The 21,775-nt window shown below is 72.7% G+C and carries 17 protein-coding genes; 12 read left to right on the forward strand and 5 right to left on the reverse strand.

All coding sequences use genetic code 11. From position 1 onward, the window contains the following. Nucleotides 1-9: 9 nt before the first annotated feature. The 12 genes from OG470_RS24025 (at nucleotide 10) to OG470_RS24080 (ending at nucleotide 15,655) form a co-directional block, all read left to right on the forward strand. The gene (locus tag OG470_RS24025) at nucleotides 10-1,662 is read left to right on the forward strand and encodes an ABC-F family ATP-binding cassette domain-containing protein (protein WP_328415664.1); all 1,653 of its coding nucleotides are present in this window, start codon (nucleotides 10-12) and stop codon (nucleotides 1,660-1,662) included. A gap of 76 nt (nucleotides 1,663-1,738) precedes the next feature. Continuing rightward, the gene (locus OG470_RS24030) at nucleotides 1,739-2,830 is read left to right on the forward strand and encodes a LacI family DNA-binding transcriptional regulator (protein WP_328415665.1); all 1,092 of its coding nucleotides are present in this window, start codon (nucleotides 1,739-1,741) and stop codon (nucleotides 2,828-2,830) included. After that, nucleotides 2,827-3,762 (forward strand): carbohydrate ABC transporter permease, encoded by a 936-nt coding sequence (locus tag OG470_RS24035; protein WP_328415667.1) that lies wholly within the window; start codon nucleotides 2,827-2,829, stop codon nucleotides 3,760-3,762. The genes OG470_RS24030 and OG470_RS24035 overlap by 4 nt, the downstream gene beginning before the upstream one ends. A 58-nt stretch (nucleotides 3,763-3,820) precedes the next feature. After that, nucleotides 3,821-4,660 carry a carbohydrate ABC transporter permease gene (locus tag OG470_RS24040; protein WP_328415669.1) on the forward strand — a complete coding sequence of 280 codons (840 nt, stop codon included), beginning with the start codon at nucleotides 3,821-3,823 and terminating at the stop codon, nucleotides 4,658-4,660. A gap of 35 nt (nucleotides 4,661-4,695) precedes the next feature. After that, nucleotides 4,696-5,988 (forward strand): ABC transporter substrate-binding protein, encoded by a 1,293-nt coding sequence (locus tag OG470_RS24045; RefSeq protein WP_328415670.1) that lies wholly within the window; start codon nucleotides 4,696-4,698, stop codon nucleotides 5,986-5,988. 3 nt (nucleotides 5,989-5,991) lie between these two features. Next, nucleotides 5,992-7,176 (forward strand): ADP-ribosylglycohydrolase family protein, encoded by a 1,185-nt coding sequence (locus OG470_RS24050; RefSeq protein ID WP_328415671.1) that lies wholly within the window; start codon nucleotides 5,992-5,994, stop codon nucleotides 7,174-7,176. Further along, nucleotides 7,173-8,525 carry an ADP-ribosylglycohydrolase family protein gene (locus OG470_RS24055; RefSeq protein ID WP_328415672.1) on the forward strand — a complete coding sequence of 451 codons (1,353 nt, stop codon included), beginning with the start codon at nucleotides 7,173-7,175 and terminating at the stop codon, nucleotides 8,523-8,525. Before OG470_RS24050 ends, OG470_RS24055 begins: the two co-directional genes overlap by 4 nt. A gap of 31 nt (nucleotides 8,526-8,556) precedes the next feature. Then, a complete protein-coding gene (locus tag OG470_RS24060; RefSeq protein WP_328415673.1) occupies nucleotides 8,557-9,495 on the forward strand; it encodes a ribokinase in 939 nt (312 codons plus the stop codon). Continuing rightward, complete coding sequence (locus tag OG470_RS24065) at nucleotides 9,492-11,441, forward strand: SUMF1/EgtB/PvdO family nonheme iron enzyme (RefSeq protein ID WP_328415675.1); 1,950 nt, start codon at nucleotides 9,492-9,494, stop codon at nucleotides 11,439-11,441. Before OG470_RS24060 ends, OG470_RS24065 begins: the two co-directional genes overlap by 4 nt. 4 nt (nucleotides 11,442-11,445) lie before the next feature. Beyond that, complete coding sequence (locus tag OG470_RS24070; RefSeq protein ID WP_328415677.1) at nucleotides 11,446-13,614, forward strand: alpha/beta hydrolase-fold protein; 2,169 nt, start codon at nucleotides 11,446-11,448, stop codon at nucleotides 13,612-13,614. Continuing rightward, nucleotides 13,611-14,834 (forward strand): CaiB/BaiF CoA transferase family protein, encoded by a 1,224-nt coding sequence (locus OG470_RS24075; RefSeq protein ID WP_328415679.1) that lies wholly within the window; start codon nucleotides 13,611-13,613, stop codon nucleotides 14,832-14,834. Before OG470_RS24070 ends, OG470_RS24075 begins: the two co-directional genes overlap by 4 nt. Continuing rightward, nucleotides 14,834-15,655 carry an HpcH/HpaI aldolase/citrate lyase family protein gene (locus tag OG470_RS24080; protein ID WP_328415680.1) on the forward strand — a complete coding sequence of 274 codons (822 nt, stop codon included), beginning with the start codon at nucleotides 14,834-14,836 and terminating at the stop codon, nucleotides 15,653-15,655. Before OG470_RS24075 ends, OG470_RS24080 begins: the two co-directional genes overlap by 1 nt. A gap of 85 nt (nucleotides 15,656-15,740) precedes the next feature. On the opposite strand, the gene OG470_RS24085 is transcribed toward OG470_RS24080, so the two are convergent. The 5 genes from OG470_RS24085 to OG470_RS24105 form a co-directional block, all read right to left on the reverse strand. Then, nucleotides 15,741-16,364, reverse strand: a complete 624-nt coding sequence (locus OG470_RS24085) for a DUF305 domain-containing protein (RefSeq protein ID WP_328415682.1) — start codon at nucleotides 16,362-16,364, stop codon at nucleotides 15,741-15,743. A gap of 68 nt (nucleotides 16,365-16,432) precedes the next feature. Then, entirely contained in the window at nucleotides 16,433-17,326 is an 894-nt protein-coding gene (locus OG470_RS24090) for a DUF1996 domain-containing protein (protein WP_328415684.1), read from the reverse strand. A 242-nt stretch (nucleotides 17,327-17,568) separates the two neighbouring features. After that, on the reverse strand, nucleotides 17,569-18,228 hold the full coding sequence (locus OG470_RS24095; RefSeq protein WP_328415685.1) for a C39 family peptidase: 660 nt from the start codon (nucleotides 18,226-18,228) through the stop codon (nucleotides 17,569-17,571). A gap of 926 nt (nucleotides 18,229-19,154) precedes the next feature. After that, a complete protein-coding gene (locus OG470_RS24100; RefSeq protein ID WP_328415687.1) occupies nucleotides 19,155-19,616 on the reverse strand; it encodes a hypothetical protein in 462 nt (153 codons plus the stop codon). A gap of 222 nt (nucleotides 19,617-19,838) precedes the next feature. Then, the gene (locus tag OG470_RS24105) at nucleotides 19,839-21,719 is read right to left on the reverse strand and encodes a Xaa-Pro dipeptidyl-peptidase (protein WP_328415689.1); all 1,881 of its coding nucleotides are present in this window, start codon (nucleotides 21,717-21,719) and stop codon (nucleotides 19,839-19,841) included. Between the last annotated feature and the right edge of the window lie 56 nt (nucleotides 21,720-21,775).

Below are 21,775 nucleotides of genomic sequence, written 5' to 3' on the forward strand. Positions count from 1 at the left end.
GAGGTCCTCATGTCTGTTCGACCCGCGCTCATCGCCCACGACCTCCTGCGTATCCGAGGCAACCGCCGGGTGCTCGACGGTGTCTCCCTGACCGCCGCGCCCGGCCACCGGATCGGCCTGATCGGCGAGAACGGCACCGGCAAAACGACCCTGTTGCGGGTCCTGGCCGGCGTCGACGAACCCGACTCCGGCACGGTGGCACGCCCTCCAGATCTCGGCTTCCTGCACCAGGAGATGCCCCACACCCCGTCCGCGACCGTCGCCGCGGTCCTCGACGACGCGCTGCGTGAGGCCCGGGCGGACCTCGCCGAGCTGGATCGGCTCGGTGCCGCGCTGGCCCACGCGCCGGAGGACACCGAGCGGCACGTCGAGCTGCTGGCGGCGTACGGCGAGACCCTGGAGCGGGCGCAGGACCGCGACGCCTGGGACGCCGACCGTCGCGCCATGACAGTGCTCGCCGGCCTCGGCCTCGGCGAGATGCCCCACGAGCGGAGGCTCGCCGCACTGTCCGGCGGTCAGCGTGGCCGACTCGCGCTGGCCGCGATGCTGATCCGCCGGCCGGACGCGTTGCTGCTCGACGAACCCACCAACCACCTGGACGACGCGGCGGCGGCGTTCTGCGAGGCCCAGCTCCGCGAGATGCGCGGGGCGGTCGTGGTGGCGAGTCACGACCGCGCGTTCCTGGACGCGGTGTGCACCGACGTCATCGATCTGGACCCGGCGGTCGAGGGTCCCGTCCGCTACGGCGGCGGCTACACCGCCTATCTGACGCAGAAGCGCGCCGAGGCCGAGCGTTGGCGTCGGCGCTACGACGACGAGCAGGTGCAGCTCGCCGAGCTGCGCGATGCCACCGCCGTGACCGGGCATCACGTCGCCCACGGCCGCGGCCCCCGCGACAGCGAGAAGATGGGGTACGGGCACACTGCCGGCCGGGTGCAGAACCAGATCTCCCGCCGCGTGCGCGACGCCGCCCGGCGGCTGGAGGCGCTGGAGCGCCATCAGGTCGCCGCCCCGCCGGAGCCGTTGCGCTTCCACGCACCCGTTCTCGCCACCGGTGCCGGCGACGACGCCATCGTCACGATGCACCAGGTGGAGGTCCCCGGCCGGCTGCGGGTGGAGCACCTTGCTGTCATGGCCAGCGACCGGCTGGTGGTGAGTGGCCCGAACGGTGCGGGCAAGTCCACCCTGCTCGCCGTTCTCGCCGGCCGCCTGACCTCCGCCGGAGCCGTCTGGCGTCGGCCTGACCTGCGCGTCGGCCTGCTGACCCAGGACAGCGTCTTCGCCGATCCACACCGGACCGCCCGGGAGATCTTCGCGACAACCGTCGGTGTGGAACGGGCCGAGGCGGTGCCATTGTCATCGCTCGGACTGCTCGCACCCACAGACCTCGACCGACCGGCGGGCGAGTTGTCGGCCGGCCAGCGCCGCCGGCTCGGCCTCGCGGTGCTCGTCGCCGATCCGCCGGAGCTGCTCCTGCTGGACGAGCCGACCAATCATCTCTCGCCGCGGCTCTGCGACGAACTGGAGGAGGCGTTGGGCACCGGACCGGGCGCCATCGTCGTCGCCAGTCACGACCGGCGACTCAGGTCCCGGTGGCCGGGCCGGGAGGTCACCCTCGCCGTCGGGCCGTCGGGCCGTCGGCCGTTGGAAACGTTTTCGTAACGAGCCCTTGACCTCTCCGCCGTAGGCGGCGCAGACTCCCGGAAACGTTTACAGCTATCGGGTGGAGGTGCCAGACGTGGGTCGTAAACGTTTACAGGAACCGGCTGACGGCCGGCCCACGGTGCACACGGTCGCCGCCCGAGCCGGTGTCTCCATCGCGTCCGCCTCGCGGGTGCTCAACGGGATCGGCGGCAGCCCGGAGACGATCCGCAAGGTACGCGCCGCGGCCGCCGAGGTGGGCTACGTGCCGAACGCGATCGCACGGTCGCTGCAGTCCCAGCGCACCGGCCTGGTCGCGCTCGCCGTCGAGGACATCGGCAACCCGGTCTACGTGGAGATGATGCGCGCCATCGAGGCGGTGGTCGCCTCCTCCGGGCGGCAGCTGCTGGTGCACGCCACCGGCGGGCGGATCGACAACGAGACCGCCCTGCTGCGCCGACTGGCCAACCGCTACGTGGACGGGATGATCGTCTCGCCGATCCGGGTCACCGACGACCACCTGACCGCGCTGGTGGACAGCCCGGTGCCGGTGGTGGTGGTCGGCCAGCTCGGCGCGGACGCAGCGGTGGACAACGTGCGTACCGACTCCCGGCACGGTGTGGCGCTGGCCGTGGACCACCTCGTCGCCGCCGGCCGGCGCCGGATCGGCTTCGTCAACGGCCCGCTCGACACCGTCCCGGGCATCGCGCGTGACGCCGGCTTCCGGACCGCCCTGCTCCGGCACGGCATCCCGCTCAACGAGGACCTGATCGAGGTCGGCGACTTCCAGTACGCCGCCGGCCGGACCGCCACCGAGCGGCTGCTCGCCCGCACCGACCCGGACGCCCTGTTCTGTGCCAACGACCTGATCGCGGTCGGCGCGTTGCACGCCTTGCTGGCTGCCGGACGCCGGGTGCCGCAGGACGTCGCCCTGGTCGGCATGGACGACACCGAGCTGGCCCGGATGATGTTTCCCCAGCTCTCCAGCGTCTCGCTCGGCTCGGCCGAGCGCGGTCGCCGAGCCGCCGAACTGCTCCTGCAACGCATTGCCGACCCGACCCTGCCGCCGCGGCGCGAGCAGGTGCCCCCGAGCCTCGCCGTCCGCGCGTCCAGTGGCACGACGCTGCCGACCCCTCGGCCGGCCGGCCCACCGACCACCCACCCGTCCAGCGAAGGGGTGACCTCATGACCACGCTGGCCGAGCAGCCGGACGTCGAGCGGGCCGAGCCGGCCCGTCGGCCGAACCGGTTCCGCTCCGACCGCACCACCATCTACCTGCTGCTGCTGCCGTCGCTGCTGCCGATTCTGGTGCTGTCGGTGTTCCCACTGCTGCGCGGCATCTACCTCGGCTTCACCGATGCCCGGGCCGGGCGCAACGTCGAGGTGAGCTTCACCGGCCTGGCCAACTACCGGGAACTCCTCGGCGACGAGCTGTTCTGGAACTCGTTCAAGATCGGGCTGCTCTGGGCGGTCGGGGTGACCGTGCTCCAGTTCCTGCTCGCCCTCGGGCTGGCCCTGCTGCTCAACCAGCAGCTGCGGTTCCGGGGCGTGGCCCGGGTGCTGGCCGTGGTGCCGTGGGCGATGCCGCCGGTCGTGGTCGGCATCCTCTGGAAGCTCGTCTACCACCCGGACGCCGGACTGATCAACGAGTTCTTCCACCAGATCGGCGCCGACGGGCTGCGGACCAACTGGCTCGGCGACTTCAGCACCGCGCTGCCCGCCGTGATCCTCGTCGGGGTCTGGGCCGGCATGCCGCAGACCACCGTCGTTCTGCTCGCCGGTCTGCAGGGGGTGGGCCGCGAGCTGCACGAGGCGGCGGCGGTGGACGGCGCGAGCACCTGGCACCGGTTCCGGCACGTCACGCTGCCCGCCCTGGCCCCGGTGATCGTGGCGATCACGTCGCTGGACTTCATCTGGAACTTCAACTCGTTCGGCCTGGTCTACGTGCTGACCGCGGGCGGGCCGGGCGGCAAGACGATGCTGCCGATGCTCTTCGCCTACGAGGAGGCGTTCCGCTACGGCAACTACGGCTACGCGGCGGCGCTCGGCAACGTGATGGTCGTGATCATCATCGCGCTGCTCGCCGTCTATCTCCGCCGCCGGCTGAGGGAGGCGAACTAGTCGTGCTCAGTGCGAGGAGTGAGCTTGCGAGCCCCACAGTCCTGATCGGAGGGCATTGATGTTCGGAAAACCGAGCCGCACCGGGCGTGTGTTGCAGTACCTGGCGCTCGCCGGCTACCTGATCTTCCTCGGCTTCCCGCTGGTCTGGCTGCTCTCGACGGCGTTCAAACCGCCGCGGGAGCTGGTGCGACTGCACCCGACGTTGATCCCGGACAACCCGACGGTGCAGAACTTCGTCCAGGCATTCACCGAGCAGGAGCTGGGCCGGGCGGCGCTGAACAGCCTCCAGGTCTCGCTCGCCTCGGCGGTGCTGACCGTGCTGGTCGCCATGCCGGCGTCGTACGCGCTGGCCCGGTTCCGCTCCAAGCTCGGCACCGCGGCGCTGGGCTGGGTGCTGCTGTCCCAGCTCTTCCCGTTCGTGCTGCTGATCATCCCGATCTTCCTGGTGCTGCGGCAGGTCGGCCTGGCCAACACGCACGCCGGGCTGGTGCTGATCTACGTGGTGTGGGCGCTGCCGTTCGCGCTCTGGATGCTGCAGGGCTTCGTCCGCAACATCCCTCGGGAGCTGGAGGAGGCCGCCTCGGTGGACGGTGCGAGCCGGGTGCAGGTCCTGCGCCGGGTGGTCTTCCCGCTGCTCGCCCCGGGCCTGGTCGCGACCGCGCTGTTCTCCTTCATCTCGGCCTGGAACGAGTTCTTCTTCGCGCTGGTGCTGATCAAGACCCCGGAGCTGGCCACCCTGCCGGTCGCGTTGGCCCGGTTCGTCGGCATCGAGGGCACCGCCCGACTCGGGCCGCTGGCCGCCGGCTCACTGCTGGCCACGCTGCCCAGCCTGATCTTCTTCGCGTTCATGCAACGCCGGCTCTCATCCGGGTCGCTCGCCGGCGCGGTCAAGGGCTGAACCGTCCCCCACCCACCACCAAGGAGGTAACCCCCATGCTCCCTACCCGATTTCGTCGACTCGCCGCGGCCACCGCGGTCGCGGTCGTCGGCCTCGGCGCGCTCACCGCGTGCGGTGACAGCGGCGGCGACGAGGCCACGTCCGGCCCGGCCAAGCTGCGCTTCCTCAGCCTCGCCTGGCAGAAGGAGTCGCTGCAGGTCAACAAGGACCTCGTCGCCAAATGGAACGCCGAGCACCCGGACATCCAGGTCGAGTACGTCCAGGGTGACTGGAACTCGGTGCACGACCAGCTGCTGACCTCCTTCGAGGGCGGCGACGCACCCGACATCGTGCACTACGAGGCGTCCGCGATCGGCGAGTTCAGCAAGCAGGGCTACCTGGCCGACCTCTCCGGGCTGGTCTCCGACGACCTGAAGGGCCAGATCGACCAGGGCGTCTGGGACACGGCCACCGTCGACGGCAAGATCACCGGCATTCCGTTCCTGCTGGAGTCGCAGGTCGTCATCGCCAACAAGAAGCTGCTCGACGCCGCCGGTGTCGCGGTGCCGCCGGCTGACGGCGGCTGGACCTGGGACGAGTTCCAGGGCAACGCGCAGAAGCTCACCAAGCCCGGCCAGTACGGCGTGGCCTGGGCGCTGAAGTCGCCGACCAACCGGGTGCTGAACCTGGCGCTCAACTACGACGGGAAGTTCTTCTACACCGACGGCGGGCGCACCGAGGTGCGGGTCGGTGACGCGGAGAAGGAGATCCCAAAGCGGATCCACGACATGATCTACACCACGAAGTCCGCCTCCCCGGAGGCGCTCGGCATGAGCGGCGCGGACACCCTGCCCGGCTTCTTCGGCGGCAAGTACGCCATGCTGCCCGGCTCGGTGTCGCTGCGTCAGCAGATGGTCGAGCAGGCGCCGGCCGGCTTCGAATGGGTCACCCTGCCGCCGGTGAAGGGGCTCTCCGCCAAGCAGGCGGCCAACCCGCAGACGCTGTCCGTATCCGCGGATTCCAAGCACAAGAAGCAGGCCGCGCAGTTCCTCGAGTACTTCCTGAACCCGACCAACATGGCCGCGCTGGCCAAGGGTGACTGGCTGGTACCGACCGGCAAGCAGGCCAACGAGGAACTGGTCAAGCTCACCGCCGGCAAGCAGGGCTGGGACGTCGCCGCGGACAGCGCCGCGGACCTGACCGTCGCCCCGTTCCAGCAGGCCGACGGCTACCCGGAGTGGAAGACCAAGTACGCCACCCCGGCTCTCCAGCAGTACTTCGCCAACAAGATCACCCTCGATCAGCTCGGTACGCAGCTGGTCGACGGTGGCAAGCAGGTTCTGAGGTAGGACATGTCACTCTTGCTCGACACATCGGTCGGCTGCCTGGTCGGCGCCGCGGTCGGAGACGCCCTTGGCGGCGCCACCGAGACGGCACTGCCGGAGCAGATCCGCGCGCGGTTCGGCGGCTGGGTCGAGGGCATCGTGCCCCCGTACCACGCCGACTGGTCCACCGCGCGACCGCTCGCGCCGTACCACAAGGGCGACGGGCACATCACCGACGACACGTTGATGACCCACGCCCTGGTCCGCGCCTATGCGGCCAAACGGGACCACCTCGACGCGTACGACGTGGTGGAGCTGCTGGTCCCCGATCTGATCGAGCGGGTGGTCTACATCCCCGACCTGGAGCGGGAGGGGGTGACCTTCCACCGGCTCGCGGCCGCCGAGCGGTGGTTGGTCACCCGCCTGCACCACGCTCACGCGGACCCGCGCGAGGCCGGGGTCGGCAACATCGTCAACTGTGGTGCGGCCATGTACATGGCCCCGGTCGGCATCGTCAACGCGGGCGACCCGGCCGGGGCGTACGCCGAGGCGGTGGAGATCGCCGGAGCGCACCAGCACAGCTACGGGCGGGAGGCCGCCGCCGTCTTCGCGGCGGCGGTCGCCGCGGCGGCGACCCCCGGCGCGGGCGTCGAGGACGTCGTCGCCGCGGCGCTGGACCTGGCCCGAGACGGCACCCGGGCGGCCATCGACGCGGTCGTCAAGGAGGCCCGGAGCCACCACGACTGGAAGCAGGCGATTCCGGCGTTGCGCGCCGCGGTCGCCCCCTACGACACGGTGGGGGAGGAGTACCGGAGCCCCGGGCTCGGCGCGCGACGGCCCAGTCGGCTGCACGCCATCGAGGAGCTGCCGGTGGCCATCGGCATGCTCGTGGTGGCCGGCGGCGAGTTCCGCCCGGCGGTGCTCGGTGCGGTCAACTACGGCCGGGACGCCGACTCCACCGCCACGATGGCCGCTGCCATCGCCGGAGCGCTCGGCGGCGCCGCGGCGGTGCCGGCGGAGTGGTCCGAGGTGGTCGCCACCGCCTCCCGGACCGACCTGGTGGAGCCGGCCCGGGTTCTCGCGGCGGTGGCCAGCGAGGTCTTCGAGCGGGACCAGGCCCGGTTCACCCGGCGGGCGGAGCGCTTCGCCGGGCTGGCCGGCGGCGCCGGTCGGGCCGTGGCGGACGCATCCGACGGCGAGTCGACCCGGTGAGGATCACCTGGGTTCAGCCGGAGGACCTGCTGCCGCACGAGTTGGCGGCCAGCCGGGACGAGGGGCGCGACGTCGCGGCCCTCGCCCAGCGGTGGGCGGTGGCCGGCGGGGACCTGACCCCGCCGGTCAGCGGGGCGTCGCCGACCCCGGCGTCGCCGGCGCTGCGGGCGCTCGCGGCGGAGCTGCTGGACGCCGCCGACGCGCTGCCCGCCGTCGCCGCCGACGATGAGCCGGATGAGCTGGCCGCACTCCGGGCCGAATGGCCGACGAGTTGGTCCCTGCCGACCGACGTGACGCACGACCGGCTGCACGGCGCGTGGCTCGGCCGGGCGGCCGGCTGCCTGCTCGGCAAGCCGGTGGAGAAGATCCCCCGGGAGGGAATCCGGGAGATCCTCACGGCGACCGACCGGTGGCCGCTGCGCGACTGGTTCACCGCAAAGGGGCTGCCGGCCGAGGTCGCCGCCCGCTGGCCGTGGAACCGGCGCAGCGCACCGACCAGCCTCGCCGAGAACATCGACGGCATGCCCGAGGACGACGACCTGAACTACGCGCTGCTGGCGCTGCGGGTGCTGGAGACGCACGGGCGGGACTTCACCAGCGCCGACGTGGCGCAGGCGTGGCTGGACTGGCTGCCCGCCGGGCGGGTCTTCACCGCCGAGCGGGTGGCGTACCGGAACCTGCTGCTCGGGCTCGCTCCACCAGAGAGCGCCCGTCGGCACAACCCGTTCCGGGAGTGGATCGGCGCGCAGATCCGCACCGACGTGTACGGCTGGGTCAACCCCGGCCGGCCCGACCGGGCCGCGGAGCTGGCCTGGCGGGACGCGACCGTCAGCCACGTCCGGGGCGGGGTGCACGGCGCGATCTGGGCCGCCGCACTGGCCGCCGCCGCGCCGGTCGCCGCGAGCATGGACGAGGTGCTGGACGCCGCCGAGGCGGTGCTGCCGCCGCGCAGTCGGTTCGCGGCCACGGTCCGCGAGGCGCGCGCTCTCGGCGAGGGGGCCGACGACTGGGAACGCGTGGTCGACGAGCTGTATGTCCGGCACGGCCACCTGCACTGGGTGCACGTACGCAACAACGCCGCGCTGGTGGCCGCCGCGCTGGCGTACGGCCGAGGCGACCTGGAGCGGTCCATCACCGCGGTGGTCAGCGGCGGCTGGGACACCGACTCGACCGGCGCGACGGTCGGTGCGGTCACCGGGGCGCTCACCGGGGCGTCCGGGCTGCCGGCGCGGTGGGTCGCCCCGCTGCGCAACCGGCTGGCCAGCAGCATCGCCGGCTTCGACGGGATCGGCTTCGACGAGCTGGCCGAGCGTACCCAGGCCCTGGCCCAGTCGGGGAGCGGATCGTGAACCAGCACCGGTGGACGGAAAGGAGCCCCGCATGAGCGCGCGCGTGGCGGTGGTGGGCAGCAGCAACCTGGACCTGGTGGTGACCGCGTCGCGGCTGCCCCGCCCCGGTGAGACGGTGCTCGGCGAGAACTTCCGGACCGTGCCCGGCGGCAAGGGCGCCAACCAGGCGGTCGCCGCCGCACGGGCCGGTGCCGCCTGCGACTTCGTCGGCGCGGTCGGCGACGACGAGTTCGGTACGCAGATGCGGGCGAGCCTGGTCGGCGCGGGGGTCGACGTTCGCGGCCTGCGGACCGTCGCCGGTCCCTCCGGCATCGCGCTGATCGCCGTCGACCGGGACGCGGAGAACTTCATCGTGGTCGCGCCCGGCGCCAACGGCACGTTGACCGAGCTGGACGCCGACGACCGGGAGACGATCGCCGCGGCGGACGTGCTGCTGCTCCAACTGGAGGTGCCGCTGGCCGCCGTGGTCCGTGCGGCCGACTGGGCCCGGGCGGAGGGCACCACCGTGGTGTTGAACGCCGCGCCGGCCGCCGTGCTGCCGACGGACCTGCTCGACCTGGTCGACGTGCTGGTGGTCAACGAACACGAGGCGGCGGTCGTGGCCGGGGTCTTCTCCGACGACCCGCCGGTGCTGCTCGACGCCCTGCTGGAGCTGGTGCCCCGGGTGGTGCTGACCCTCGGCGCGCGCGGTGCCGCGTACGCCGACCGGCGAGGTCTGCGCCTGACCGTCCCGGCCCCGCGCATCGACGCGGTGGACACCACCGCCGCGGGCGACGCCTTCACCGGCGCGCTCGCCGTGGGCTGGGCCGAGCGTGGCGGCGCCAGCACCGAAGACACCGTCACGGCGAGCCTGCGCTGGGCGTGCGCTGCCGGCGCGGCCTGCGCTCAGCGGCCCGGCGCGTCCACCGCCCTGCCTGAGCGGTCCGCCATCGACGCCCTCTACGACGCGACCTACCGAGGTACCCCGTGAGCTTCAACCCGTATGTCCCGCGCCCGATCGACCGGCCGACCGAGGTGCCGCTCGGCGGGCACGCCGACCTGACCACCCTGGACGAAGCGAAGATCTTCGCCGCGCCGGCCGACCCGGCCGTCTGGCCGGCCTGGCGGGAGCAACTCACCCGCTGGCGGGCCGACGCCCGGGCCCGGATCGGCTACACCGGCACGCACTACGACGAGATCGCCGGCGACTGCTTCAGCGTCTGCCTGACCTGGCTCTGGGACGAGGCGCTCTACGACCACGAGCGCGGCGTCTTCACCGTCGACGACTTCCTCGACGCGGCCGGGCAGGATTTCGGCGGCTTCGACGGGGTGGTGCTCTGGCACGCGTACCCGGTGATCGGCCTGGACGACCGTAACCAGTTCGACTGGTACCGGGACGTGCCGGAGCTGCCCGAGGTGGTGCGCGCGTTCCAGGAGCGCGGGGTGCGGGTCTTCATCGACTACAACCCGTGGGACACCGGCACCCGCCGCGAGCCGGGCAGCGACGCCGAGGAGGTCGCGGCGCTGGCCGGCAAGCTCGGCGTCGACGGCGTCTTCCTGGACACCCTCAAGGAAGGTGCCGGAGAGCTGCGCGCCGCGCTGGACGCGGTCCGCCCCGGCATGGTCCTCGAAGGCGAGAGTCGGGTCCCGCTGGCCCGGATCGCCGACCACTCGATGTCGTGGGCGCAGTGGTTCGCCGACTCCGAGGTGCCCGGCGTGCTGCGGGCGAAGTGGTTCGAGCGGCGGCACGTGCTGCACCACACCCGCCGTTGGCACCGCGACCACCTCGACGAGTTGCACTCGGCCTGGCTCAACGGCGTCGGGGTGCTGGTGTGGGAGAGCGTCTTCGGCGTCTGGGTCGGCTGGAACGACCGGGACCGGGCGGTGCTGCGGGCGATGCGCCGGGTGCAGGCCAGCCACGCGGCGTGGTTGCGCGCCGAGGACTGGGTCCCGCTCGCCGACCACGCCGGCCAGGGCCAGGTGTACGCGTCCCGCTGGACGCACGAAGACGAGCCCCTGTGGACGGTGGTGAACCGGGGCGCGGACCACGACGGGCCGTGGCTGGTCACCGAGGCCCAGGCCGACCGACGATTCGTCGACCTGGTCACCGGCGCCGAGCTGACCGTCACCGAGACCGGTGACGGCCGGCTGGCGGTGGGCGGTCCGCTGCCGGCCGGCGCGATCGCCGCCGTGGTCGTCACCGACGCCGCCGTGCACCGGCACGAGCCACCCACCGGCGACCCGTCCTTCCCGGCCCGCTCCGCGGTACGCGTCCGGACTCCATGGGCACCCCGGCCGCAGTTGCCGCGAGGCATGGCCACTGTCGAGGCCGGCCGGCGGGAGCTGGTGGTCCGGCACCGGGTGCGGGAAACCGGGCTGTACGGCGAGGCGCCCTACGTCGACGAGTGGAAGCCACTGCCACCCCGGCTGCACCACACCGGCACGCTGCGCCGCAGCGTCCGGCTCGGCCGGTTCGCCATCGCCACCCACGAGATCACCCACGGCGAGTACGCCGAGTTCCTGCGGGCCACCGACTACCGGCCGGTGCGCCCCGAGCGGTTCACCGCGGGGCACGGACCGGCCGACGCCCCGGTGACCGGGGTGGACCTGGCCGACGCCCGGGCGTACGCGGCGTGGGCCGGGCTGCGGCTGCCCACCGAGGACGAGTGGCAGGTGGCCGCCGAGGCAGGGCTGCTCGTCCGCCGGGAGCCGCTGGTGTGGAACCTGACCGAGAGCGAGCACTCCGACGGGCGTACCCGATTCGTCATCCTCAAGGGCGGCGCCGGGTACCGGGCGGACGGCTCCGACTGGTACCTCGACGGCGGCCCGCAGCCGGCGGACGTCTCGGTGAAGCTGCTACTGACCGGCGCCGGGCTCACCCGCTCCGACCAGGTGGGCTTCCGCTGCGCCGCAGACCTTCCGACCCCCAAGGAGTGACCTGATGGGCAGACGCTGGCGGATCGGCGGCGGCGTGGCCGCCGTGCTCCTCGCGCTGGGACTGACCGGCGCGGTACCGGTTGGGGCGAGTGCGGAGCGCCTCCGCGCGGGCACGCTGACCACCGCGTCCGCGCCGTCCCCGGCGTTGGACGGGACCATCGACTACACCGTCTACCTGCCGTACGGGTACGCCAATGCGACCGCCGCCCGCTACCCGGTGCTGTACCTGTTGCACGGGCGGGGCGACACCATGCAGGCGTGGACCCAGGTGAAGGCCGACCTGGACCGGATGATCGCCGACGGCGAGGTGTCGCCGGTGATCGCGGTGCTGCCCGACGCGCCGTGGAGCAGCCGGGGTAACTGGTACGTCGACTCCTCCTACACCGGCGCGGACGACCCGGGCCGGCCGGTGGAGACCGCGCTCACCCGCGACCTGGTGGCGCATGTCGATGCCACCTACCGCACCGCCGCGCACCGCGGCGCCCGCCTGGTCGGCGGCTACTCGATGGGCGGCGCCGGGGCGCTGCGCTACGCCCTCGCCCACCAGGACCTCTTCGCCAACGCGCTGGTGCTCAGCCCGGCGGTCTACCGGCCGCTGCCGCCGGCCGACTCGTCGGCGCGCGAGTTCGGTGCCTTCGGCTCGGGCGCGCAGCGCTTCTCCGACGAGGTCTACCAGCAGCTGAACTACCCCGCCCTGCTGTCCGGCCTGGACCCGGAGTCCCCGGTCCGGATGTACGTCGCGGTCGGCGATGACGAGTGGGCCAACCCCGACCCGGCCGACGCCGCGCACGACCTCGACTACGAGGCGGCCACCCTCTACAACACGGTGCGCCGCGCCGACGGGGTCGCCGCCGAGCTGCGGGTGCTCGACGGGGGGCACGACTGGGATGTCTGGCGACCCGCCTTCGTGGACGGTCTGAAGCACCTCGCCGGCACGCTGAGCGTCACTCCGCCGGCCGGGCTGCCCGGGCCGGTGCACGGCAGCGCGGGCACGGACTGGGCCGGCGGCGTCGCCGCCCACCAGGATGGCACGACCACCATCGGCTACGCCGCCTCCGGCCCGGTCGACGGCCAGCCGTACGCCGGCGGGCTGGACGCGGTGGTGAGCCGGCTCGCCGCCGACGGCACGACCGCGCGGTGGACGACCCAGTTCGGCACCGCCGCGAACGACCGCCTCTACGGGCTGATGCCGCTCGCCGACGGCGGGGTCATCGCCGCCGGCTACACCCGCGGCGACCTGGACGGAAAGCACCCCGGCAACCCGGCCGACGACGCCTTGGTGACCCGGCTGACCGGGTCCGGGCAGCGGGCCTGGCTGACCCAGGCCGGTGACCCGACGAAGGCGGACCGGTTCTACGCCGTCGCGCCAGCGCCGGACGGCGGTGCGTACGTCGCCGGCTACACCAGTGGCTCGTTCGCCGGCGAGACCGGTGCCGGCGACAAGGACGCCGTGCTGGCCCGGATCGGCCCGGACGGGCGCGTCGCCTGGAGCCGGCAGTTCGGCGGGCCAGGCGAGGACAAGGCGTACGCGGTGATGGCCGACGCGCAGGGCGTGTACGTGGCCGGCGGCACCTCGGCCGGCCTGCCGGGCACGACGGCGCTCGGCGGCGCAGACGGCTGGCTGGCCCGGTACGACCCGGCCGGCACCCGCAGCTGGGTGACCTCGGTGGGCGGCGCCGGAGACGACCTGCTCGGCGGCGTCGCGATCAGCTCCACCGACACGGTGCTGGCCACCGGCTCCACCGGCGGCGAGGCGACCAACGGTGGCAGCGACGTGCTGACCGTCGCGTACACCTCGACCGGTCGGCAACGCTGGCGGACCGTGACCGGCGGCCACGGGGCCGATGCCGGCGCGGAGGTGGTGCCGCTGCCCGACGGCGCGGTCGCCGTGGTCGGGTTCACCAACAGCACGCTCGGGCTGCCGGTCGGCGGCGCGGACGTGCTGACCGTGCGGCTCGACGCCCGGGGACGCCAACTCGGCGTCGCCCAGTACGGCACGGTCCGGGACGACGCAGCCGACCCGTTCGGCGAGGAGAACGTCTACGCGACCCTCGGCGCCGACGGCCGGCTGCTGGTCAGCGGGCTCACCGCCGGAGCGCCGGTGGGCGGCGGCGCCCTCGGCAACGGCGACGTCTTCCTCACCGCCCTCGACCCGACGAAGGGAACGCCGTGACCGCCGCGACTGATCCGGGGGCCGGGCGTGCCACCCGTGGCCCGCTCGACCGGGTGAAGGTGGTCGACCTGGCCACCCTCTTCGCCGGGCCGCTCGCGGCCGCGTTCCTCGGCGACTTCGGCGCCGACGTGATCAAGGTGGAGCACCCGGCCAAGCCGGACCCGTCGCGGGGTCACGGCCCGGCCCGGGACGGCGTCGGGCTCTGGTGGAAGGTGCTCGGCCGCAACAAACGGACCGTCACCCTCAACCTCTCCGACCCGGACGGCGCCGCCCTGCTGCGCCGGCTGCTCGCCGACGCCGACGTGCTGGTGGAGAACTTCCGTCCGGGCACGCTGGAGCGGTGGGGGCTCGGCCCGGCCGAGCTGCACGCGGTCAATCCCCGATTGGTGATCACCCGGATCAGCGGCTTCGGGCAGGTCGGCCCGTACGCCCGCCGGCCCGGCTTCGGCACCCTCGCCGAGGCGATGAGCGGCTTCGCCGCGGCCACCGGGGAACCGGACGGCCCACCCACCCTGCCCCCGTTCGGGCTGGCGGACTCGGTGAGCGCGCTGGCCGCCGCGTACGCGGTGATGCTGGCCCTCCGGGCCCGGGACGCCACCGGCACCGGGCAGGTGGTGGACCTCGCCATCATCGAGCCGATCATGGCGATGCTCGGCCCGCAGATCACCTGGTACGACCAGCTCGGCTACATCCAGCCCCGGCTGGGCAACCGGTCCAACAACAACGCCCCGCGCAACACCTACCGATGCTCGGACGGGCGCTGGGTGGCGGTCTCCACCAGCGCGCAGAGCATCGCCGAGCGGGTGCTGCGGCTGGTCGGCCGACCCGAGCTGATCGACGAGCCGTGGTTCGCCACCGGCAGCGGCCGAGCCGAGCACGCCGACGAGTTGGACGCGGCCGTGAGCGCCTGGGTGGCGAAGCGGGACCGGGACGAGGTGGTGGCCGCGTTCGAGGCGGCGCAGGCGGCGGTCGCGCCGGTCTACGACGTGCGGGACATCCTCGCCGACCCGCAGTACGCGGCGCTGGGCACCGTGCGCAGCGTCCCGGACGAGGAGCTGGGCGAGGTGCGGATGCAGAACGTGCCGTTCCGACTCACCGACACGCCGGGGGAGATCCGGCACGCCGGTCGGCGGCACGGCCAGGACACCGACGAGGTGTTCGGCGCGCTCGGCCTGAGCGCCGACGAATTGGCCGCGCTGCGCGAGCGGGGCGTGCTCTGATGCTGCTCAGCTGGCTCTACGTGCCCGGCGACCGCCCGGACCGGTTCGCCAAGGCGGTCGCCTCGGGTGCCGACGCGGTCATCCTCGACCTTGAGGACGCCGTTGTCGCCGGGCGTAAGGCGTACGCCCGGGACGCCGTCGCCGAGTTCCTCGCCGAGGTGCAGCCGGTTCCGGTGCAGGTCCGGGTCAACGAGCTGACCGGGCCGGACGTCGACGCCGACCTGGCCGCGGTATCCGGTCGGCCCGGGCTGGCCGGGCTGCGGCTGCCCAAGGTGGAGTCGGCCGCAACGGTGGCGGCGCTCGCCGACCGGGTCGACGTGCCGCTGCACCCGCTGGTCGAATCGGCGCTCGGGCTGGAGGCCGCGTACCCGATCGCGTCCGCCCACCCCGCGGTGGCCTCGATCGGGCTCGGCGAGGCCGACCTCCGCTCAGACCTCGGGGTGAGCGACGACGACGGGTTGCTCTGGGCACGCGGTCGAGTGGTGGTCGCGGCCCGCGCCGCCGGACTGGTCCCGCCGGCGATGTCGGTGTACGCGGACGTCGCCGACCACGCCGGTCTGGCCGCCTCCTGCGCGGTGGGTCGGCGGCTCGGCTTCCTCGGCCGCGCGGCGATCCACCCGCGCCAACTGCCGGTGATCGTCGAGGCGTTCCGGCCGGCCGATCGGGAGGTGGCCCGCGCCGCGGAGCTGCTGGCCGCAGTGGCCGAGGCGCACCGGCGGGACTCGGGGACGGTGGTGCTGCCGGACGGCCGGTTCGCCGACCGGGCGATGGTCGCCGCAGCCCGACGCACCGTGGACCTGGCCGCCCGCTACACCGCCTGAGCGTCGCTGTCACCGGGCTCGGCGGGATCGGCTGGCGAGTGTCCGGCGCTGCTCGACCAGATCGTCACCAACCGGGGCTGAGGGGTCAGCGGCTCGGCGCACTGTCCAGCCGGTCGAGCCGCGCGAGTTCGGCGTTGCCGCCCCGGACCACGGCCGCGGCCAGCGCGGTGGTCGCCGGGTGAACTCCACCCTGCTGCTCGGCGGCGGCGATCCGGACCGACTGCGCCAGGTGCGCGCGCAGGTGCTGAGCGAGCAACCGGTCGAACGGCTTCCCGGCGGCCGACCGCAGCGCGGTCAGCTCCTCAGCGGTAATCATGCCGGGCATGTCGTGCCCCTCATGCGGGTTGGTCGCCGGCGCACCCGAGTCGGCCAGCAGCCGGCGGGACCGGTCTAGGTCGACGCGGTGGGACGCCCCGACCTGGGCGGCCAGCCGCCGCCATGCCGGGTCGGTGGTCCGGGCCGGCACCAGGTCGAGTACAGGCTGCAGTCGTTCGGCCATCGCCACCGTCAACTGGAGCCAGGCGTTGTCGGTGCCGCTGAACGGTCCTGCCGTACCCGTGGCTTGCACCGCGCTCGGCGCTGCGACTGCCGGCGGCACGGTCGCGGACCGTGCGGTGCTGCCGGCCGGGGCCGGTGACCCGGCAGCGCAGCCGGCGACGAGCAGAACTGCGATGAGCAGAGCGGGCGGTGCGGCGACGAGGGCTCGCATCCGACCTCCTTTCCGCCCGGGCGGGCGGGCCCGGTGACCGGGCCCGCCCTCGAGTCGAACGTGTCGGCTCAGATCGGTCGGCCGTCGTGCCCGCACTTGATCACCGGACGGATGCAGTCCTGGACGCGGCGTGCCATCTCCGCCACCGGCCAGGCGTTGAAGAAGTCGCCGTGCATCGTGTAGCCCGCACCGGAGGCCAGCCGGAACTGCGCCGGGTTGCCGTTGACCGGGTACCGCAGCACCTGCCGCAGCTTCGGCACGTGCACCGGGTGCGTCGCCGGGCAGGCCTGATTCACCGGGTACGCCATGTGGCTCTTGTGGTCGGCCGAATCCAGGTCGCGACCGTTCCAACACTGCGGGAAGTCCAGGTACGACTCCAGCATGGTGCCGGACGGGCAGTTGACGAAGTCCTTCGACGGGGGCACGTGCCCGGCGTGCAGGCACGACCAGCGGGCGATGCTCTCGTTCGGCCCGGTCGCCCGAGCGTTGCCCGCCACGATCCGCAGCCCCTGCGGGATGGGCTGGGTGGCCGCGACGACGTCGGCGCGTACGCCCTCACCCAGGTAGTAGAACGTGGAGATGGCCGGCTCGACCGGCACATTGTTGTTGTACAGCGTCGGCACCCAGTACGACGAGACGTCCGTCCGCGGGTTGCAGGTGGTCGGAGAGTTCACCAGGTCGGGGAGCGTGGTGTGGGCGTTCGTCACCGTGCTGCCGAAGAAGCTGTGCATGTGCGAGGCACCGGGCAGGCCGGGGAAGATGATCGGGTCGTCCGGCAGCCGGTGGCTGTACGTGCAGTCGGCGGGGAACTCGGCGACCCGGATGACGTTGACGCCCGGGGCGGCGTCGGCCCGGTCGGTGGTCGACACGATGTACGTGCCGAGTAGCGCCAGCAGTGCGCCGATCGCCGTGGCGAGGCGCAGCCGGCGGTGGATGCCGGAGAGGGGTGCGGCCCTGTCCATCTCGTGACTCCTGTCGGGGGGACGGGTCAGGGACAGCTCCGGCGCCGCCGCCGAAGACATCGGAGTTTGCCCTGGGCCAGACTTTGGTGGTGGTCTGTTGTGGCCGGGTGCGAGAGAGCGCTCTCCCGTCCTAGCCTCACCCCGACGTCGACACTTGTCAATACGTGCCGCAGTTCGTGGAAATGACGACGAAGGGCCGGACCCCTGTAGGGGTCCGGCCCTTCGTTGTTGGTTGCTGGGTGTCAGCTGGTGGCGTAGCCGCGGGTGGCGATCCAGTCGGCGAGGTGCTCGACGGTGACCTCGTAGGAGGCCTGGTTCGGGTCGGCCGAGTCGGCGATCTTGACGATGTTGCCGTTGTCGCGGTAGCCGACGACGCTGATGTAGTGCCCACCCTCGAAGGAGTGGCTGGTGCCGTCGACGTCGACGCTGGTGCCGGCGATGTTCGCGACCACAGCCCGACCGTCATCCACGGTCTTCACGACGTCGGTGCGCAGCTTGTCGGTCTGCTTGCTGTCAGCGTTGGGGGTGCTGATCTCGACGCTGCGGTAGGCGTCGTTCTTACCGGTTTCCTTGTTCAGGACCGGGGTGATGTCGTTGATGGAGTTGGTGCCGGCCTCGGTGGTGCCCATTTCCTTGGCCATGGCGTCGACGCTGATGTCCTTACCCTGCACGGACAGGGCGTTGCGGGCGGCGGCGGGACCGCAGTAGTAGAAGTTCGGCTGCGCCTCGTAGCGCACACCCAGCTGACGCTCACCCGACGGCTTCCGATCGGACTGGGTCTGGCTGGCGGGCTTGGCATCCGACGCGGCGTAAGCGGCGGTGACGGGGCCGGCGATCGCGCCGCCGGTGAAAGCGAGCCCAGCAGCGGTCAGAGCGGTCTTACGAATCAGATCGGTACGCATGATGGCGTGCTCCTCTGCATCGGGGGTGCGCGGCACACAAAGGCGGGGGCGTGCCGCGTCAAGGAAGTTCAAGAAGGGGGGAACGGCCCGGCGATCGGAGGGGACCTGCTCGGGGTTCCGGGGGATGTAACCGTGGCGGCCGGTCGGGTGTTCCCGGCGGCTGGCGGCTGGCTACAGGGGGATGTAACCGGGGCGGCCGGTCGGGTGTTCCCGGCGGCTGCCGCGCACCGGGCCAGGGGGCCACGGCCGCATGCCAGGTATAACGACCCGGGCCGGCCCCCGATTCCACGCTGAGGGTGGCCCCGACCACGGGACGGCCCACCCCAAACGGGACGACACCCCAGCCCGCCACGGGCCGACAACCCCAACCCGCCCGTCCGCCCCCACAACCGGGACCCACCGGCGATCTACCCCGAGCGCGTCACACCCGGGCTCGCATCCCGAACCGGACACCACACCCACGTGGCCGCCCACGTCGACCGGCGTCCAGCCACGCACTTTCAGGGAAAGTGCTGCCTCGACGCGCCGAGGCCACACTTTCCCGGAAAGTCCGCAGACCTAAGAGGCCGCCGTGGCTCGGCGGGCGGGTGCGTGCTTTTGAGCGTGATGACTCTGAGGTATCAATATGACTCTCAGGTATCACGCTCAACGATGCGGATGTCCCGCCGTCGCCGACCCGCCCGACTGTCGGTCTCCCAGCAGGGCTCACCGCCCGCGAGGGCCTGGGTGACGGGTGAGGTGAGGTCGCGGGCGTGACGCGGGCCCGCCGGGCGTGACGCAGGCTGCGGGTGTGGCGGGGGCCGCCGACGTGGTGTGGGGTGCCCGTGTGACGGCGGCCCGTGCGTATGACGCTTTCAGCGCGCGTGAGTGGGGCGCGCATAGGACGTGGGCGCGCATGTGACGTGGGGCAGGGTAGGCGTCGAAGCTCAGGTCTTCCGCGCCGTACGCCGGTTGCCGAACGACTCCATGGTGGTCGCCTTCTTGGCCGGAGCCCTGGTGGCGGACGTGGTGCGGGCCCGGGTCGGCGCGGCCTTCTTCGTGGGCGCCTTCTTCGCCGCGGCCCTCGCCGTGGGCGCCTTCTTCGCGGCGGCCCTCGCTGCAGGCGCCTTCTTCGGTGGTGCCTTCTTTGCGGCGGCAGCCTTTGCCGTCGGCCTGCGGCTGGGCGAGGCCGTGGTGGCGGAGACGTCCTTCTTCCGGGCGACGCGGGGCGTGGTCGGCGTGGGCTTCTCCCCGGGCGTCTTGGCCGCGCTCGCGCCGGTGGCCCGCTTCGTGGCAGCGGCGACCTTCTTGGCCGCCACCTTCCGGCTCGGTGGCATCTTCGTCGCCCCGGTGGCCTTGGTGGGCCCGGGTGACCTGCGCGCCGGGACGGTTGTCCTGCGTGGGCTCATCCTCGCTCCTCCTCGGGTCTCGCCGGCATCGCCAGCGCTGCCGGACGACGGACGTGGCGGGTCGCCTGGGCCCGATCGGCGAGGTCTTCCCGCGCCTCCGGCCGCCAAACGCGGGACGGAAGGGCCGCGTCCAGCAGCCCGGACGGGTCAGGGGCGGTCGGAACGCGCAGGTGGGGCAGTCCGACGCGTCGGACTGCCCCACCTGTTCGGGAGAAACTGGTGTCAGAACCCGAGTACGGACCGGCCCCCGACCACCGGCAGCCGCAGCTCACTGTCGTTCGGCGCGACCCGTAGTTCGGTGCCACCCAGTGGCAGCAGGGTGTACTCCTGATCGCTGGAGAAGACGACCACACCGATGCGGTGGCCCGCCGGGAAGATGTAGTCCTTCGGCTCCAGGGTCCACCGGTAGTCGTACAGCTTGCCCTGTTTCACCGGCTCGGTGCGGGCGGGGCCCTTGCGGTTCTGCGGGTCCATCCAGCCCCTGGTCACCACGGTCGGCGCGGCGGTCGAGCCGGCCGGGCCGTAGTCGACCAGGTACGCGGTGAGGTTCGCGTCCGGCTTGTTGTCGATCGCCATCCGTAGCCGCATTTCCGGGCGCCCGGAGATGCGGACGTTCTGGGTCAGGGTGGGGGAGCGGTAGGCGAGTCGGTTCGGGCTCGCCGTATCGGGATTGGCCACCAGGGTGTCCGGGTGGATGGTCCGGCCCTCGTCGACGAAGCCCTGCTCGATCCTGGCCTTCGGCGCCTTACCCGAGGTGAGCGTGCCCGGGGCGGTGGCGTCGGTGGTGGCGAACGTCAACCCGACCGTACGGGCGGCAGGGTCGGGCCAGTTGGCGTACGTGGTGTAGGCCCGGTCCTCCCGCTGCAGCACGGCGGTCGGTTCGTCCATGATTCCGTTGCGCACGTTCCACAGCCAGAAGTCGAACCAGCGGTTCTCGGTCTGCTTGTAGGTCCACGTCCGACCGTTGGGCAGGGTCACCGACGCGCTGCTGCCAGGGCCGCCGTGCCCGCCCTGGTGCAGCCAGATCTTGCGCGGTACGTCGCGCTTGGCCAGTTCGTCCCACCAGCCGGCGAAGTGCTCGGTCTTCACGTTCCAGTCGTTGAGGCCGTGCACGACGAAGACACTCGCCCGCACGTCTCGGGCGTCGAGGTAGTCGCGATCCTGCCAGAACTTCGAGTAGTCGCCGGTGACCCGGTCCTGCTCCTCGGTGATGTCGGCGATCTCGTCGGCGCACTGCCCCTCGGCACGAGCCTGCCCGGCGGTGTACTGGGCCAGGATGTCGGTGTCCTCGCCCTGGAACGTCCCGGGCGCGACGACCAGACCGTTGGCCCGGTAGTAGTCGTACCAACTGCTGATCGCGGAGACCGGCACGATGGTCTTGAGTCCCTTGACGCCGGTGGTGGCCACCTGGTTGGGCAGCGTGCCGTTGTAGGAGACGCCGGTCATGCCGACCGCGCCGGTGGTCCAGCCGGCGGTGACCGGGGCGCCGTTCGCGTCGTACCCCTTCGCCCGGCCGTTCAGCCAGTCGATGACCGCCTTGGTGCCGAGCGTCTCGGCCTGGTCGCCGCTGGTCGGGCAGCCGTCCGAGTCGCCGGTGCCGACGCTCTGCCCGAGCACCACCGCGTACCCCCGCGGCACGTAGTAGTCGTCCAGCGAGCCGGGCAGGTTGGCCTTCGCCTGCGCCCGCTGCGCCTCCACGTCGGCCGCCCGCAGCCCGGAACGGTTCGTCGAGCCGTTCTGCGGCAGGTCGTCGACCAGCACGCTCGGGTACGGCACGTCGCCCCAGGTGCCCTTGCGGTACGGGCTGTGCTCGAAGATGACCGGCACCTTGAAGCCCTGCGTGGCGGTCTCCCTGGGGCGGGAGATGTCGATCGCCACCCGGTCGGGGCGGCCATCGTGGTCGGTGTCCAGCGGCGTCTGGACGAACACCCGCTCCTCGATCGCGTCGGCGAAGGAGAACACCGGTTGGGTCATGCCGTCGCTGACCACGATGCCGGTCGGCGGGGTCGCCGCAGGCGGGGCGGCCGATGCCGCCGGAGCTGCGGTAATCAGTAGGGCGCCGGACACACCGACGCCGAGTAGTGCCAAGGGGGTTCGACGCACGCGCGTTTCCCTTCGGTCGGACTGGTTGCCAGGGGTCGGCCGGGGGCTCGATCCCG

The sequence above is a fragment of the Micromonospora sp. NBC_00389 genome (genome assembly GCF_036059255.1).
Classification (GTDB): domain Bacteria; phylum Actinomycetota; class Actinomycetes; order Mycobacteriales; family Micromonosporaceae; genus Micromonospora.

Bases quoted from the DNA above. Each gene is read 5' to 3' on its own strand.
- OG470_RS24080 (WP_328415680.1), top strand. From the start codon at position 14,834: ATGCTGCTCAGCTGGCTCTACGTGCCCGGCGACCGCCCGGACCGGTTC.
- OG470_RS24085 (WP_328415682.1), bottom strand. From the start codon at position 16,364: ATGCGAGCCCTCGTCGCCGCACCGCCCGCTCTGCTCATCGCAGTTCTG.
- OG470_RS24100 (WP_328415687.1), bottom strand. From the start codon at position 19,616: ATGAGCCCACGCAGGACAACCGTCCCGGCGCGCAGGTCACCCGGGCCC.
- OG470_RS24090 (WP_328415684.1), bottom strand. From the start codon at position 17,326: ATGGACAGGGCCGCACCCCTCTCCGGCATCCACCGCCGGCTGCGCCTC.
- OG470_RS24060 (WP_328415673.1), top strand. From the start codon at position 8,557: ATGAGCGCGCGCGTGGCGGTGGTGGGCAGCAGCAACCTGGACCTGGTG.
- OG470_RS24045 (WP_328415670.1), top strand. From the start codon at position 4,696: ATGCTCCCTACCCGATTTCGTCGACTCGCCGCGGCCACCGCGGTCGCG.
- OG470_RS24070 (WP_328415677.1), top strand. From the start codon at position 11,446: ATGGGCAGACGCTGGCGGATCGGCGGCGGCGTGGCCGCCGTGCTCCTC.
- OG470_RS24025 (WP_328415664.1), top strand. From the start codon at position 10: ATGTCTGTTCGACCCGCGCTCATCGCCCACGACCTCCTGCGTATCCGA.
- OG470_RS24040 (WP_328415669.1), top strand. From the start codon at position 3,821: ATGTTCGGAAAACCGAGCCGCACCGGGCGTGTGTTGCAGTACCTGGCG.
- OG470_RS24050 (WP_328415671.1), top strand. From the start codon at position 5,992: ATGTCACTCTTGCTCGACACATCGGTCGGCTGCCTGGTCGGCGCCGCG.
- OG470_RS24035 (WP_328415667.1), top strand. From the start codon at position 2,827: ATGACCACGCTGGCCGAGCAGCCGGACGTCGAGCGGGCCGAGCCGGCC.
- OG470_RS24095 (WP_328415685.1), bottom strand. From the start codon at position 18,228: ATGCGTACCGATCTGATTCGTAAGACCGCTCTGACCGCTGCTGGGCTC.